Below are 14,875 nucleotides of genomic sequence, written 5' to 3'. Positions count from 1 at the left end.
TGGCAAGGCGGCATTGCATCTCTACAGGAGACAGAGCGTCGCAGATTGATGGATTTATACCCATCGGCGCTCCATCCATCTTTGCGGGGAAGCCATCGGACAAGCGGGCATCCCATTCCCCACAACCGGCCACTCCCCCTCCATGCCGGCGGAGCTCGGTTCGATGGCTTCACCCACCATCGCGAGGGCATCATGACCATCACACCATTCCGGATCGACATACCCCAAACCGAGCTCGACGAATTGAAGCGTCGCCTCGCCGCCACCCGCTTCCCGGAAAAGGAAACGGTCGACGACAGCTCGCAGGGCGCGCAGCTCGAATCTGTCCGAAAACTCGTTGAATATTGGCGCGACCATTATGACTGGCGCCGTCTGGAAGCCCGGCTGAACGCGCTTCCCCAGTTCAAGACCGAGATCGACGGTCTCGGCATCCACTTCCTCCACATCCGCTCGCCGCATGAGAATGCGCTGCCGCTGGTGATGACCCACGGCTGGCCGGGCTCGATCGTGGAGTTTCTGGAAGTCATCGATCCGCTGACCAACCCGACGGCCCACGGCGGCAAGGCGGAGGATGCGTTCCATCTCGTTCTGCCGTCGATCCCCGGCTACGGCTTCAGCGACAAGCCTTCCGCCAAGGGCTGGGAGCGCGGCCGCATCGCCCGCGCCTGGGACGTGCTGATGAAGCGACTTGGCTATGCCGAATATGTCGCGCAAGGCGGTGACTGGGGCAGCGTGATCGTCACCGAGATGGGCGTCCAGAAGCTGGAAGGCCTGAAGGCTATCCACACCAACCTGCCCTTCGTTGTGCCCGAGGTCTTCCCGGAAAATCCGACCCCGGAAGAGCAGATCGCGATCGACCAGTGCCTGCGGTTCGCGAACGATGGCTCTTATTACCACCACCTTCAGGTCACGCGGCCGCAGACCATCGGCTATGCGCTGGCGGATTCGCCCGTCGGCCAGGCGGCGTGGATTTACGAGAAGCTGGGTGCCTGGAGCGACAGCAATGGCGTGGCCGAAAATGTGTTCCGCTACGACCAGATGCTCGACGACATCATGTTCTACTGGCTCACCAACAGCGGCGCTTCCTCGGCCCGCATGTATGCCGAGCATCCCACCATGTCGTTCGCGGCCCGCAGGATCGAGATCCCGGTAGCGGTGAGCGTCTTCCCGGGCGAGATATACACCCCGCCGCGCGAATGGTGCGAACGCACCTACGCCGACATGATCTACTGGAACCGTCCTGCGAAAGGCGGCCACTTCGCGGCGTTTGAGCAGCCGTCGATCTTCGTCGGCGAAGTCCGCAACGCCTTCGCGAGCTTGCGAAACTAACACCCGCTTCACCTGAGGTCATACGGAAAGGACCGGGATGGCATGGCGCCTTCCCGGTCCTTTTACGTTGTCGGGGTGGCTGGCGACGCTAGCGAGCGCTGCTCTCCACCTCCCCCAGTTCGATGGTCACCCTGTTCGGGCAGAAGGCGATATAGTCCCGAATATCGGCCATGGCCGGATACGGCGCTTCGTAGCTCCAGGCCGCATCGTCATGGCTTTTGCCCAGTGGCCGAATACGGAAATAGCTGGTCTCGCCCTTGTAGGGACAATGGCTATGCCGGCTGGAGCGCCCCAGCAACGTCATCGCCACGGACTTACGCGGGAAATAGACTTGGGGCGGTAGCGCCGCCTCGCGCAGCAGCAGCGCCCAGTGACTCTCTGCCAGCACGATGTTGCCGATGATCGCGGTCGCGAGCTTCGGATAGCGCCGGAGTTCGATCGGGTGCGCGGCGCTGGGATAGATCATTCTTGCATCCATATTCGCTTAGGGCCGGCAGTACCGAAGGCGCCGGCCCATATCTCCCAGCTAGCGGGCGTCAGCCACGCGGGTTTCGTTTTTGTCCGATCGCCAGCCGCCGCCCAGCGCCTTGAACAGATCAACCTGAGCGGAGGCGACACGACCATCCGCCAGCGCCAGATCGGCGGCGGCGCTGGCGGCCGTCCGCTCGGCGTCAATCACGGTCAGATAATCAACCGTCCCTTCCTTCTGCCGGTTGCGAACGACACGGGCGGCGGCGTCCGCCTGCTCTACCTCCGCCCGCACGATGGCCCGCTTGTCGAGCGCCTTGGCGTAGGCGGTGAGCGCCGTCTCCGTCTCCTCCAGCGCCTTCAGAACGGTACCGTCGAAGCTCGCCAGCGAGGCCTTGGTGTCGGCCCTGGCGCCCGCGATCTTCGCCCGTGCTGCGACGATGTTCGGGAAGTTCCAGCTGATCAGCGGCCCGGTGAGGAAGCTGAGCGCACCCCCGCCAAAGAGATGACCGAAGCCGGAACCGGTCTGCCCGATCGAGCCACCGAGCGAGATGCGGGGATAGAGCTCGGCCGTGGCCACGCCGATCCGCGCCGTCGCGGCCGCGAGCCGGCGCTCGGCCGCGCGCACATCCGGCCGGCGCGCGAGCAGCGCCGCGCCATCGCCGACGGGAAGGGGCTGATCGATCGTCGGCGGGGTCGCCCGCTCGCCGGCGGCGGCCGGCAACTCCGCCGGCGCGCGACCGGTCAATGTCGCCAGCCGATAGAGCGCCGCCTGTCGTGCCGCTTCGATATCCGGCACATGCGCCGCTTCCTGCTGACGCAGCGCCTCGATCCGCAGCACGTCGACACGGGCGGCGCGCCCGGCCTCGAAGCGGCGGGTCGTCACCTTCAGCGACTGGTCCAGCAGATCGACGTTCCGCCGCGCGGCCGCCAGTTGCTCGGCCGCCGTCGCCGCATCGACATAGGCCCGGATCGTGTCCGCGACGACGCTCACCCGAACGGCATCGGCATCCGCCGCCACGGCATCGGCATCGCGATGCGCGGACTGGATTGATCGGGTGACGCGGCCGAACAGATCCAGCTCATAGCTCATGGTGAGGCCGCCACTGACCTGCCAGCCTTCACGTTCCTGTCCGGGAACGGCCAGCATCTCGGGCACGCGCTGATAATTGCCACCCGCCTGGATTGTGGTTGTGGGCAGCCGATCGGAACGGGCGAGGCGGAGCGAGGCCCGCGCCTTCTCCAGATGGGCGATCGCCACGCGCAGATCGGTATTGGCGGCCAGCGCATCGGCGACGAGGCTGTCGAGGACGGGGTCTTGATAGAGCCGCCACCACTCGCCGGCCTCGACCACCGCCGGTGTCACCGAGGGGCTCGCCGTGGCGCCCAGCAGCGGCCCACCGGCCGCCTTCGGGATTTCCGGCGGCCGATAGCTTGGCCCGACCGCACAGCCCGCCAGCAGGAGCCCCGCGAGCAACGAAAGTTTCGTCTTCATGGGAGGAGTTCCTTATTCCGCCGGCACGATCGCGCCGGTCGCTCCACCGCGACGCCCGGCCCATTTCAGGCCCAGCGTGCGGCAGACGACGTAGAAGGTCGGGGTGAAGAGCAGGCCGAAGCCGGTGACGCCGAGCATACCGAAACACACCGCCGTGCCGAGGGCCGTGCGGAGCTCCGCGCCAGCACCATGGGCCAGCGCCAGCGGCACCGCGCCCAGGATGAAGGCGAAGCTGGTCATCAGGATCGGGCGCAGACGCATCTGCGCGGCCTTCACCGCCGCCTCGACGGGGCTCAGTCCCTCATGCTCGGCCTGACGGGCGAACTCGACCACGAGGATCGCATTCTTCGCTGCCAGCGCGATCAGCACGATCAGGCCGATCTGGGTGAGGACGTTGTTGTCGTAGCCGCGCAGGTTCACGCCCGTCATCGCCGCCAGCAGGCACATGGGCAGGATGAGGACGATCGAGAGCGGCAGCGACAGGCTCTCGAACTGTGCCGCCAGCACGAGGAAGACGAACACGATCGCCAGCACGAAGACGATGCCGGCAGTGTTGCCCACCGTGGTCTGCTGATAGGCGATGCTCGTCCACTCGCTGCCATAGCCCTGCGGCAGCGCCTTGGCGGCGAGCGCCTCGACCGCCTTCAGCGAATGGCCCGAGGAATAGCCCGGCGCCGTCTCGCCATCGATCTCGACCGCGGGGAAGAGATTGTAGCGGGTGACGCGATAGGGCTCGGACTCGTCCTTGAAGGTGGCGAGGCTGCCGATCGGCACCATGCCGCCCTGATTGGAACGTGCCCGCAGATTGGCGACATCAGACAGCGTGCGGCGATAGGGCGCATCCGCCTGCGCGGTCACATGATAGGTGCGGCCGAGCAGATTGAAGTCGTTGATGAAGGTCGAGCCCATATAGGTCTGGAGCGCATCGAACACGCGGCCCGGCGGCACGCCCAGCATGTCAGCCTTGGTGCGGTCGATATCGGCGTACACGCTCGGCGACGAGGTGTCGTAGAAGGTGAACACCGACGACAGGCCCTTGGTCGCATTGGCCTTGGCGATGAAGTCCTGCGCGACCTTGCCCATATCCTGATAGCCGTGGCCGCCACGATCCTGGAGCATGATACGGTAGCCGGTCGCGGCATTGCCGCCGATGCCCTGGATCACGGGCGGCGGCACCACGAGGATGCGGGCGTCGTTGATGTCGGCCAGCGCCTTGCGGGTGTCGGCCATGATCGCCTCCATCGTGCGATGATGCGCATCCCGCTCGTCGAAGGACTTGAGCGGGAAGAAGGCCACGCCCGAATTGGGCGCCAGCGTAGAGGACAGACCGTCCATGCCGACGAACATCTCGGAATGCGCCACGCCCTCGATCTTGAGCGTCCGCTTGGCGACTTCCTTCACGATGGCATCGGTGCGCTGGAGCGATGCGCCCGGCGGGAGCTGCACGAGGGCCGCGAAATAGCCCTGATCCTGCAACGGCACGAAGCCGACAGGAGTGTACCAGAAGACGCCGATGGTGAGCGCGATCAGCCCCGCATAGATCGACATCATCCGCTTCGGCATCAGCACCAGCCGATGGGTGAGCGCGGCATAGCGCTCGCTCATCCGCTCGAAGCCGGTGTTGAACCACACCGCCGCGCGCTGGAGGGCGCCGCGAATGCCCGTCGCCTCCTCGTCATGATGCGAGGCCTTGAGCATCAGCGCCGCCATCGCCGGCGAAAGCGTGAGCGACAGGATCAGCGAGAAGATGGTGGCCGTCGCGATGGTGACGGCGAACTGCTTGTAGAACTCGCCCGACAGGCCGGTGATGAACAATGTCGGCACGAACACGGCGCACAGCACCAGCACGATGGCGACGAGCGCGGTGCCCACCTCGTCCATCGACTTGCGCGCCGCCTGAAGCGCGGACATGCCGCTCTCCAGATTGCGCTCGACATTCTCGACCACGACGATCGCGTCGTCGACGACGATGCCGATGGCGAGCACGATGCCGAACAGCGACAGGTTGTTGATCGAATAGCCCAGCGCCAGCAGCACCGCGCAGGTGCCGAGCACGGAGACGGGGATGGCGATCACCGGGATGATCGCCGCCCGCCATTTCTGGAGGAACACCAGAATGACGAGGATCACGAGCACCGTCGCTTCGAGCAGCGTCTGGAAACCGGCGTTGATCGAATCCACCACGAAGCGGGTGGGATCATAGGCGATCGAATAGTTGATGCCGGCCGGGAAGCCCTTCGAAAGCTCCTTCATCCTGGCATAGACGGCCGCGCGCGCCTTCACCGCGTCCGAACCCGGACGGGCGAGGATGTTGAGGATCGCGGTCGGCTTGCCGTTCAGATAGGTGTAGGCGCTGTAATTGTCGCTGCCGAGCTCGACCCGCGCGACATCCTTCACCTTCACCTGCCGTCCCTCGGCATCGGTGCGGATCACGATGTCGGCGAACTGCTCCGGCGTCGTCAGCCGGCCCAGCGTGCGCAGGTTGACCTGGAACGCCTCGTTCGGCCCGGTCGGCGCCTGCCCGAGCTTGCCGGCCGCCACCTGCACATTCTGCGATCGCAGGGCGTCGACGATCTCGGAAGCCGTCAGGTCCAGCGCGGCGGCGCGATTGGGATCGATCCAGACGCGGATGGAATAATCCTGCCCACCGCCCATCAGATCGACATTGCCGATGCCGTCGATGCGGCTCAGCGGATCGACCACCTGCGTGCGCGCATAATTCTGGATGTAGGCGAGATCGCGCGAGCCGTCGTCCGAGTTGATGTTCACAGCCATCAGGATAGCCGGCGAAATCTTCTTGGTCTCGATGCCGAGGCGCTGCACCACGTCGGGCAGGCGCGGCAGCGCGGTGGAGACGCGGTTCTGCACCAGCACCTGCGCCTTGTCCGGATCGGTGCCGACCTTGAAGGTGACGGTGATGGTGAGCTTGCCGTCACCCGTCGACTGCGACGACTGATAGAGCATGTCGTCGACGCCGTTGATCGCCTGCTCGATGGGCGCGGCGACCGTCTCGGCGACGGTCTGGGCGTTGGCGCCCGGATAGGTGGCTGTGACCGTAACGGTCGGCGGCACGATGTTGGGATATTGCGAGACCGGCAACGCCACATAGGCGATGGCACCGACGATCGCGACCACCAGCGCGAGCACGCAGGCGAAGATCGGCCGGTCGATGAAGAAGCGTGAGATGCGCATGGCGCCCTCCTTGCGAAAATGCGGGCGTCAGCGGGACGCGAAGGTGGCGTCCGCCGCGACGGGTGCGCTGGGCGGGGTGACGGGATCGGGCTTCGCCACGATCGTGCCGGGCTGTGGCTGGACCTTGCTGCCCGGTGCCGCGGCGATGTTGCCGCCGATCACCACCCGGTCGCCCGGCGCGAGGCCGGAGGCGATGATGCGCAAGCCGTCGACGACCGGCCCCAGCACCACCTTCCGGAGCGCCACGGTGCCATCCTTGTCGACAACCAGCACGGCCTTGTCGGCCTGATCGGCCTGGATCGCGGTATCGGGCACCAGCAGCGCCCTGGCGGTGCCGCCGCTCGCCAGCCGCATGTTGCCGAACAGGCCGGGCGTCAGCACCAGCTTGGGGTTGGCGATTGTCGCTCGCGCCCGGATCGTTCCTGAACGCGGATCGACGCCGTTATCGGTGAAGTCGAGCTTGCCCTTCCAGTCGTAGCCGGTCTCGCCCTGCAGGCGGATCTGGACCTGATCGGCGCCCGCCGCCTGTGCCCGCCTGGCCTTGAGATACAAGGCCTCGGACGCGTCGAACGAGAAGTAGATCGGGTCGAGCGCATTGATGGTGGTGAGCAGCGTCGCCGCCGCGCCCTCTCCGCCGACGACCAGATTGCCCGCATCCACGCGGCGATCCGAGATGCGGCCGCTGATCGGCGCGCGAACCTGCGTGAACTCGACATCCAGCGCGCGTGTTCGGGCACGAGCCCGCGCCGCTGAAAGCGCTGCCGTCGCGGTTCGCACCTTCGCACCCAGAGCATCGATCTCGCCGGCCGAGACCGCGTCGTCGCCCTTGAGTCTCGAAGCCCGCTCATAATCCGAGCGAGCCAGCGCCAGCGCGCTCTCGGCGGTCGCGACGCCAGCCTGCGCTTCCGCCAGAGCGGCCCCATAAGGGCGCGGATCGACGGTGAAGAGCAGGTCTCCCTGTTTCACCATCTGGCCATCCCGGAAATGAACCGCGGTGATCGCCCCCGATACGCGCGGACGCACCTCGACTGCCTTGCTCGCCGCGAAGCGCCCTACATAATCGTCCCACTGGTCGACCTCGCGCTCCAGTGGGGTGGAAACCTGTACTACGGATGGTGGTGGTGCCGCCGCCTCAGGGCCATGATGGGCGAGTCTCACGCCTACGCCAGCCATCGCCAGAAGAGGGAGGGCAAAGAGAGCCGTGCGGCTCCACCGGCGCGTATGCCCTGCGTCATGCGCCGCATCCTCGGCAATTCGGGTTACCTGGTTCATGGTCTTGTCCAATCCGAATGCAGACGCGGCGGCCTGGTGGGCCGCGTCTGATGAGATCACTCAATTTTCCGGACGAACGGTGGGCCGGCATACATCGCCGGCATCCCAGCCGCTCGTGATGACCGTTCGAGAGGATGCCGGCGCCTCGGTTACCCCCGACGCGACAGGCCAACCTGCGACTTGCGGCCTTCGCGCAGGACAATGGTGGGCGTGATGTGCGAGATAAATCTGCCTGATTGCGATACACTGTCGCCTGTATTGAGACAGTGCCGCTATCGCGGGCGCTCAGCCGATTTCAGGCAGCAATTTCATTGTCTCTGTTATTGATACAGATCGTATCGATTACGGCAGTTTATCGCGATTAATTCCCGAAATAATTTCGTCCCTGTCGACCACCCTCGTTCAAGGACGATTGCCATGAAACTCTTCATTGCCGACCAGACCTGCTCGCAGGCTGTCCAGATCATCGCCAATGAGCTCGGCCTTCAGCCCGAACTCGTCCACTTCGATGTCTTCGGAAAGTCGACGTCGAACGGCGAGGATTTCGCCGCGATCAATCCGCTTCTCTACGTTCCCGCCCTGACGCTCGACGCCGATGGGAAGGACATCCTCACCGAGACGATCATCGTCGCCTCCTATCTCGCCGACCAGCACCCCGAGACCGGCCTGACCCCCAAGGCGGGCACGCTCGAGCGCGCCAAGTTCGACCAGTTGCTCACCTTCATCGCGACCGAGATCGCGCAGAAGCACATTCCCCTGATGCGCAAGCTCATGACCGAGGAAGGCCAACTCTGGACCCGCAACAAGCTCGTGAGCGCCTACAAGGTCCTTGATGACCGCCTGGCTACCCAGGAGTTCGTCGCCGGTGACGCCTTCACGGTCGCCGATGCCTATGTCTGGGCGACGATGTGGCACAAGCGCAGTGGCACCGAGATCGAGCATCTCGGGAACCTGATGGCCTGGAAGGCGCGCATGGATGCCCGCCCGTCCGTCGTGAAAGCCCTCAAGGACGAGGCCGACGTCGTGAACCAGCACAAGGCGCAACTGGCCGCCTGATCCCCGTGACCGGGGAGGCAAAGGGCTGTTCTCCCCGGTCGCATGAACGCTTAGACCGAATATCGGTCTGCATGAACGAACAGCGGCTTTCGGGATCGGTGCTCGCATCCCAAGCGTCCGGAATTAGGCGCTAAGCCGTCCGACAGCTCGCACCAATCTGGATGTTGTTGATTGAGCGGACGGCCAACCGACTGCTTGCGACCAATCGCAGACATTCCGCCGGTCTAACGGCGATCCTGAAAGCCGACCGACCGCTTCCCCCGGGCCCTCCGGGTCACCGGTTCGCGTGGAGTGTCCGGACTTTGTGGGGAGCTTTCTGGCCGCTCTTGTCCTGCCGCAATGACTTTCGGCCATTTAGACTAACATGGTAATGCCGATCCGCTGCACGGCAGAGCGTAGGATTTCATCCGATGGACATCCGAGCATTCCGCGCCGAACTTAGAAAAGCGTTTTGTGCGGAAGGGTTTGAGGAGCTGCGACTATGGAAGGGTACGGCCAAGGTCTGGGCGCCGCGCTCCAGTGAAGTCATTGCTTATTTCGCTCCTCACGCGCAGCGCCGACCATGGGGGTTCAAGCTGTTTGGCGTTATTGGGATAGAAATACCTGCGCTTAGAGATTGGCTGAACGAGCACAAACCGGGACAGCAAAGCGGCATCTTTCGCTCAGGCTTTGTCGGGTATTATACTGCGAATGAAGACGTTTTTCGTGATTTCAGCGTTGTTCACGGGTTGCCGGTTCCCAGCGATCTTTGGGTTGGGCTAATCAAGGATCGGCTCAATCTCATTCCGCAAACCCTCGGCCATCTAACAGCAACATATCGGACGAACCGGGACGCACTTGGCTGGTTGGCGCACCCCAGTAACAAAGCGGCATGGGACTTTCTTATTCAGTGGATGCACGAGCCCGACCCTAGCCTCAGCGTACCATATCGCCTGCCAACGGGGCAGATCGCTTATGACCGCTAACGGGTAGCCCTCGCGCTGCGTCGAACGGCAATCATGAGGGCGCCGAGCTGTCGGACCGCTCGCGAGCCAAACCCGGGCGTTCAAAGGCCCAAACAAATTCCTCGCAAGCGGAATGACAAGTATTCATTGCGATGTGGTGCTTGTGAAGGTGATCCCGACGGTGGCGCACACCTCCTCGAGCTTTCCGTGTCTGCTGTGTGTCGAAAATTAGGAAGATGCTTGGGTAGCATCAAAAGCCGGCAGCGTGGCGCATTAGATTCTAAGGCGTTGTAGAGCGCGGAAAAATGAAAAGCTATTTACAGCAAAGAACTCCCTTTAGGTTGAATACACCATCGCGGGTTCAATTCTGATTGCTCAAGTGGAGTTCCTGTGCAAGCATCGATTCGGATCTAGAGTTTAGTGGTGTCGCGTTCCTTTTGGACGGCTCGGGGAAAGGCCGAAGAGGGGGATCGATACATGAAACGGGCCATGGGATTCCTGTGCCTAGCCACGCTACCTGGCTTGTCGGCATGCTCGGAGCCGATGGCGAAGAGTTACGCCGCAGGTCATTTCCCAGCAGCGCAGCACAAGCCGCTCTATGGAGAATACAGTCTTCCGCGGAGCGTTCTCAACGTTGTCGTGAGCGATGCGGACAGTGGTTCGGGCTCCGGTGGCGGAGCAGCTTCCGGCACCACTCCCACATCCATTTCAAACACGGTGACGGTCACCAACCAAGCAGCCGGGGCCGAGGCGGCTGCCGCGGCCAAGCCGGCAAACGACGACACTGCAAAGCTGCCGAAGTCGAAGCCCGACTGGTGCACCGCCTTGCGCGCCTCTTATGCCGCTGATGTCCTGACGACGCTGCAGTACGTCCAGACGAAAAACGGTTTTGACGCCAAGCTGAATGCCTGGATCACAAACGGCTTAGCCAAATCCGATCAGGCTGCAGCGTTGAAGGACATCGAAAGTTTCGCTGCCGCGTTCAAGACATACATCGAGACTGCTGATCGCGGCCGTTCGAACGCATCATTGATCGACACTCAATGCCCCCTGAAGCTTAAGGTGCAGATTCAGGAGGCGACGGAAGCCGACCATATGTCGACCTTCCGCCTCTACGGCTCCGTCAACGCGTTCTCAAACGATCATGTCACGACGGAATTCGACGGCGGGATGATCAAGACGGTATCAATCACCGCCGACAGTCAGGCAGCGGAGGTGATCGAGGCGATCGCGAAGACTGTAGCAATGTTCTTCGTGCCGGGGCCACCCGTCGGTGCGGTCGGAAGGGTCGGTGCGGCGTCCGCAACGGATCTGGATGTTACGATCGCGAAGATGAGAAAGCAGGGAATCACCCACAATCTGCTCGTGGAGTTACAGGATGAATATCCTGCGATCGCCGAGCCGCTGCCGGCCATCGATATCAGCCTTCCGGTCTCGAAGACCTTCGAACTTAGCGATCTCGAGAGCAAGAAAGTGACCATTCGCGCGGACATCAAGGTGCAACTCAGTGGTGACTGCAGCGCCGTACCCAATTCGGCGACGACTAACGCGATGTATGCCGATGAAGGAGGAGTCAGTGGCGTGGTAACCTCCATGGAGCGCGTCTGCACCATCGTCGCCATAGACCCAAACCACGCGGATGTTCCGCTCGCGAGATCGACGTTTCCCGTACTCGACAGTCGCTACGCCTACAATCTTCCCATCGATCGAACGACTTTCATCAAGCGCGCGACTTCCTATAGCTTCGCCAACGGCAGGCTTACGAAGGCGGACGTCGACTATCCGAGTACGGGATTGGCGGTCGTATCTCTCCCGCTCCAAGTGGTGAACGCGGTCGTTGGCTCAATAACAGACGCCTTCAAGAGCAAGCAGGGGGAGATCGAAGCCCAGACGAAGCGGATTGAAGCCGAGACCGCGAACTACAAGGCCGCTGCCGATCTCAAGGCCGCCAAGGATGCGGCTAATCAGCCAACGAGCTCGACCACGGCACCTACGGTCAATCAGTAATGGCTAGCAGGCTGATCCGACACAGGGTGGCCTTGGTCAGCCTGCTATTTTTCGGCGAAGTTATGCTCTCCAGTGCTGACATGGAGCCACCAGCCTTCACGATGAGCCGGCCGCCCAGCGCGGCCGGCGTAACTATCGTGGGTGGCACGGCCTCGAATCTGCTGAGCTTCGCTGCCGCGCTTCGCTACAGGGGCAACGGTCAAGATTGCTCGGCCAATGCGATTGGACCCCGCACGATCCTGATCGCCGCTCATTGCGTCCGGCCCCGTGCGCACGGCCGCATTGACTTCCCGGATACCAGTCACACTTGGGCAACCTGCACACTGTCCGACAAGTTCGACGGCGAGCATAACGACGTCGCACTCTGCTTGACCGATGACTCGATCCCGTTGCCGCGACACGCGTGGTACGAGACGATCAATCGGGATCCTTCGATCCCGCCCACTGGCGGCACCCTTCTACTGCAGGGTATCGGCTGTCGGCGGAGCGGCGGTGGCGGCAAGAGCGGCATCCTGGCCGAGGGGCCCGCCAGGATCTCGGTGGCGATGGACTCTCAAGGGCAGATTCACACCGTCGGCGATCCCGGCAAGGGCGGTGTCGCGGTCTGCTCCGGCGACAGCGGTGGGGGTGCTTATCTCCGAGGCCTGGGTGAAAGCCGCACTATGGTCGGGGTAAACGCCGCCGGCGATAGGACCGAGAACTCGGTGATCACGGCTTTGGCGTCACCGGCCCTCGACCCATTCTTCGCGGCTTGGACCAGTCCGATCTGCGTGCGGGGCAAGGAAATGTCCACATGTCATGGCTGAAGGGGCGGGCTCGCCTTTTTCTCGGCATGACCGCCGTGAGCGGATCGGCATTCGCCAATCCCGCTGCCATCGACATCAAATTCGCGGACAATCCTCCCTCCGCAGTCGTTCGCGTAGTAGCGGAGGTCGGCCATCCATCGACCGTCACGCTGACCGCCGCCACCAACCTGAAGGATCTGATCTCATCTCGGTGCGGTGGGGTCGATCCCACATACTTGGCAATCCTGACCGCGCAAAATCCGGCATTGAAGAAGCTGACGTCCGATATCGTGCCTCCGGGCACCATCCTGACGCTTCCTGCTTGCATTCGGACACAGATTCCGGCGGCGCACGTTCTCAAGCAAGGTGAGACGGTCGGCTCCATCTTCGCCCGGAACGGATTTCCGATCGATCTTCACGGGTTGGAGAAGAGCGAAACCCTGATTGCCGCGGCGAGCCTGCTTGATCGCGCGCGTGAATTCCTCGCGTCCGGCTTCACCCCCCGCACGGACCGGGGCTTCCGCGCGACGCAGAATGCCCAGACGTTCGTCCAGGCCAATCCCTTTGCGAGTTATCGCGACATCAAGCCAGGTTCCGAAATTGTCGTGCCGGCGGCACCCGGCTCTGCGACGATCGCGCTCGCGAAGGGGATCACGGTCGAGGAAGCAACCAGCAAGATCCAAGCCGCTACAGTTCCGACCGGGAACAGCGCGAAGGTGACCGCCACGGGTGCCAAGATCGCGTCCCTAATCTCGGACGTATCGCTTCCGCTGGGATCCTGCTCGCCGACCGGGAATGGGTGGCCTTTCTCGCCAGAGGTTCTGCGCGCGGCGCTCGCGGAGAATCTGCAGGCCCGACCTACCAATGCGACAGTAGAGCCGGCCCGGGTGCTGGTGCTCGATACAGGCATCGCAAACGTGGCCGGATGGGCCAACGCGCTTCCGCCCACTGCTATCGCGCAGATGCGGGGATTCGACCTGCGATCAGGCGCCAACCGTTACGTCGGAGTGAACCTCGCAACCTCCTCGAACTTCGCGGATCCGCCCTCAGATCTGCCCAACAGGCAGCATGGCGCAGAAGTCGCTGCAATGATTCTGGGCGGCAGTCAGCTCACGCCCATAGAAAAGACGGCGTTACCCATACGATTGTCTTTCGCGAGTGTGGCGGCGACGGATCGGGACAACATCCCGTTTCTAAGCGAGGCGGCGATAAGCCGGGCGTTCCGTCAAGCGACGAACAATCGCATCTTCATCATCAATGCGAGTCTTGAGGCCGTAGACGATGTGGACCAGTTTCAGACGGCGCTTAGCGAAACCGACGAGACTGTGTTGTTCGTCACCGCCGCCGGGAATGATGGAAGTCCTTTCACGAGCACCAGTGCCACATGGCCAGGCAGTTTCGGTGGGGATCCCAGCAACGCTCCAAGGAGCGTCGTCGTGACCGTCGGTGCGCACGACATCACTGGCGCAATCACGCCCTTCAGCCGCCGCGGATACAACAAGGTCGACATATTGGCGCCGGGGTGCACCATCGGCACCTACACGTCCGACGACGCTTATCCCGCGCCGAACCTAAAGCCGATCAAGCGCGACGGCACGTCGTTCGCCGCTCCACTCGTCACGATGGTCGCCGCACTCCTCCAGAGTGAAGGTCTTTCTCCTCCCGACATTAAAAAGCGCCTGATCTTCTCGGCCGATTTCGATCCGACGTTGTCCGAAGACGTCTATTCGTCGGGGCGGCTCAACATCGCCAAGGCACTTTCGGTCTGGCGCGACTACATCGCCATCAACGACCACGGGACGACACGAACCTTGCGTGGCCAGATCCAGAACCGTGGCACCGTATTATCGATCTGCGGCACCGGTTATCGGATCGACGACCTCGGTAAGTTCACGGCTTCATCGGTCGCCGGGCCCCCGGACGGCCGGCAACAAGTGCACGTCTGGCTGCGTTCAACTAACGATAAGGTTCCGCTCGCCTTCACCCAGCGTCAATGTCTCAAGTCCGATGCGAACACCGCGGGCAGCCTGACGTTCATCAATTCAACCGACGGAAGGCCGTTAACGCTAGCGCTGAGCGACGTGCTGGACCTCGTGCCGCGCGAACTCGACCCTAGCGTCGATTGAATCGGGAGGCCACCTCAATGACAGCTTTCGCCCCATGCGATCCAAAAGCTGCTTGGCAGGAATGTCCCCGTTTTCGCCGTTCCCTATCAGGTTGAACAATCAGCCTACGCTGAAGCGGGCCGACAGGAATGGGAAACAGCGTAAAGGCTCAGGAATGACCGGGATGGGCACTTAGCGAAGGGCAGGTTTCTCGATCGACGG

The 14,875-nt window shown here is 63.1% G+C and carries 10 protein-coding genes; 6 read left to right on the top strand and 4 right to left on the bottom strand.

Annotated elements, in window-relative coordinates:
* Nucleotides 1–192 precede the first annotated feature (192 nt).
* Nucleotides 193–1,329 (top strand): epoxide hydrolase family protein, encoded by a 1,137-nt coding sequence (locus ST3T6A_RS0110260; RefSeq protein WP_019832829.1) that lies wholly within the window; start codon nt 193–195, stop codon nt 1,327–1,329.
* 88 nt (nt 1,330–1,417) lie between these two features.
* On the opposite strand, the gene ST3T6A_RS0110255 is transcribed toward ST3T6A_RS0110260, so the two are convergent.
* From ST3T6A_RS0110255 to ST3T6A_RS0110240, 4 genes are read right to left on the bottom strand one after another with little or no spacing between them, the layout of a single operon-like run.
* The gene (locus tag ST3T6A_RS0110255) at nt 1,418–1,795 is read right to left on the bottom strand and encodes a DUF427 domain-containing protein (protein ID WP_019832828.1); all 378 of its coding nucleotides are present in this window, start codon (nt 1,793–1,795) and stop codon (nt 1,418–1,420) included.
* Nucleotides 1,796–1,855: 60 nt separating this feature from the next.
* Nucleotides 1,856–3,292 (bottom strand): efflux transporter outer membrane subunit, encoded by a 1,437-nt coding sequence (locus ST3T6A_RS0110250; RefSeq protein WP_019832827.1) that lies wholly within the window; start codon nt 3,290–3,292, stop codon nt 1,856–1,858.
* Between the two features lie 12 nt (nt 3,293–3,304).
* Nucleotides 3,305–6,484, bottom strand: coding sequence for an efflux RND transporter permease subunit (locus ST3T6A_RS0110245; RefSeq protein ID WP_019832826.1), 3,180 nt, complete (start codon nt 6,482–6,484; stop codon nt 3,305–3,307).
* A 27-nt stretch (nt 6,485–6,511) separates the two neighbouring features.
* Complete coding sequence (locus tag ST3T6A_RS0110240; protein WP_026359595.1) at nt 6,512–7,756, bottom strand: efflux RND transporter periplasmic adaptor subunit; 1,245 nt, start codon at nt 7,754–7,756, stop codon at nt 6,512–6,514.
* A gap of 417 nt (nt 7,757–8,173) precedes the next feature.
* Here ST3T6A_RS0110240 and ST3T6A_RS0110235 point away from each other — a divergent pair, with 417 nt between their 5' ends.
* From ST3T6A_RS0110235 to ST3T6A_RS0110220, 5 genes are all read left to right on the top strand, one after another.
* Nucleotides 8,174–8,812: a glutathione binding-like protein gene (locus ST3T6A_RS0110235; protein WP_019832824.1), complete on the top strand. Its 639-nt coding sequence runs from the start codon at nt 8,174–8,176 to the stop codon at nt 8,810–8,812.
* Nucleotides 8,813–9,222: 410 nt separating this feature from the next.
* Nucleotides 9,223–9,777, top strand: coding sequence for a hypothetical protein (locus tag ST3T6A_RS21490; RefSeq protein ID WP_157602736.1), 555 nt, complete (start codon nt 9,223–9,225; stop codon nt 9,775–9,777).
* Nucleotides 9,778–10,299: 522 nt separating this feature from the next.
* On the top strand, nt 10,300–11,763 hold the full coding sequence (locus ST3T6A_RS0110230) for a hypothetical protein (RefSeq protein ID WP_157602733.1): 1,464 nt from the start codon (nt 10,300–10,302) through the stop codon (nt 11,761–11,763).
* Nucleotides 11,763–12,569, top strand: coding sequence for a trypsin-like serine protease (locus tag ST3T6A_RS0110225; protein ID WP_019832822.1), 807 nt, complete (start codon nt 11,763–11,765; stop codon nt 12,567–12,569). The genes ST3T6A_RS0110230 and ST3T6A_RS0110225 overlap by 1 nt, the downstream gene beginning before the upstream one ends.
* On the top strand, nt 12,557–14,674 hold the full coding sequence (locus ST3T6A_RS0110220) for a S8 family serine peptidase (RefSeq protein ID WP_019832821.1): 2,118 nt from the start codon (nt 12,557–12,559) through the stop codon (nt 14,672–14,674). The genes ST3T6A_RS0110225 and ST3T6A_RS0110220 overlap by 13 nt, the downstream gene beginning before the upstream one ends.
* Nucleotides 14,675–14,875 lie beyond the last annotated feature (201 nt).

The organism is Sphingomonas sp. PR090111-T3T-6A (assembly GCF_000383095.1).
In the GTDB taxonomy this organism is placed as follows: domain Bacteria; phylum Pseudomonadota; class Alphaproteobacteria; order Sphingomonadales; family Sphingomonadaceae; genus Solisphingomonas.
The sequence above is the reverse complement of the archived record's forward strand: the minus strand, read 5'-3'. Positions and strand labels throughout refer to the sequence as shown.

Bases quoted from the DNA above. Each gene is read 5' to 3' on its own strand.
- ST3T6A_RS0110245 (WP_019832826.1), bottom strand. From the start codon at position 6,484: ATGCGCATCTCACGCTTCTTCATCGACCGGCCGATCTTCGCCTGCGTG.
- ST3T6A_RS0110230 (WP_157602733.1), top strand. From the start codon at position 10,300: ATGGCGAAGAGTTACGCCGCAGGTCATTTCCCAGCAGCGCAGCACAAG.
- ST3T6A_RS0110235 (WP_019832824.1), top strand. From the start codon at position 8,174: ATGAAACTCTTCATTGCCGACCAGACCTGCTCGCAGGCTGTCCAGATC.
- ST3T6A_RS0110220 (WP_019832821.1), top strand. From the start codon at position 12,557: ATGTCATGGCTGAAGGGGCGGGCTCGCCTTTTTCTCGGCATGACCGCC.
- ST3T6A_RS0110240 (WP_026359595.1), bottom strand. From the start codon at position 7,756: ATGAACCAGGTAACCCGAATTGCCGAGGATGCGGCGCATGACGCAGGG.
- ST3T6A_RS0110250 (WP_019832827.1), bottom strand. From the start codon at position 3,292: ATGAAGACGAAACTTTCGTTGCTCGCGGGGCTCCTGCTGGCGGGCTGT.
- ST3T6A_RS21490 (WP_157602736.1), top strand. From the start codon at position 9,223: ATGGACATCCGAGCATTCCGCGCCGAACTTAGAAAAGCGTTTTGTGCG.
- ST3T6A_RS0110225 (WP_019832822.1), top strand. From the start codon at position 11,763: ATGGCTAGCAGGCTGATCCGACACAGGGTGGCCTTGGTCAGCCTGCTA.
- ST3T6A_RS0110255 (WP_019832828.1), bottom strand. From the start codon at position 1,795: ATGATCTATCCCAGCGCCGCGCACCCGATCGAACTCCGGCGCTATCCG.
- ST3T6A_RS0110260 (WP_019832829.1), top strand. From the start codon at position 193: ATGACCATCACACCATTCCGGATCGACATACCCCAAACCGAGCTCGAC.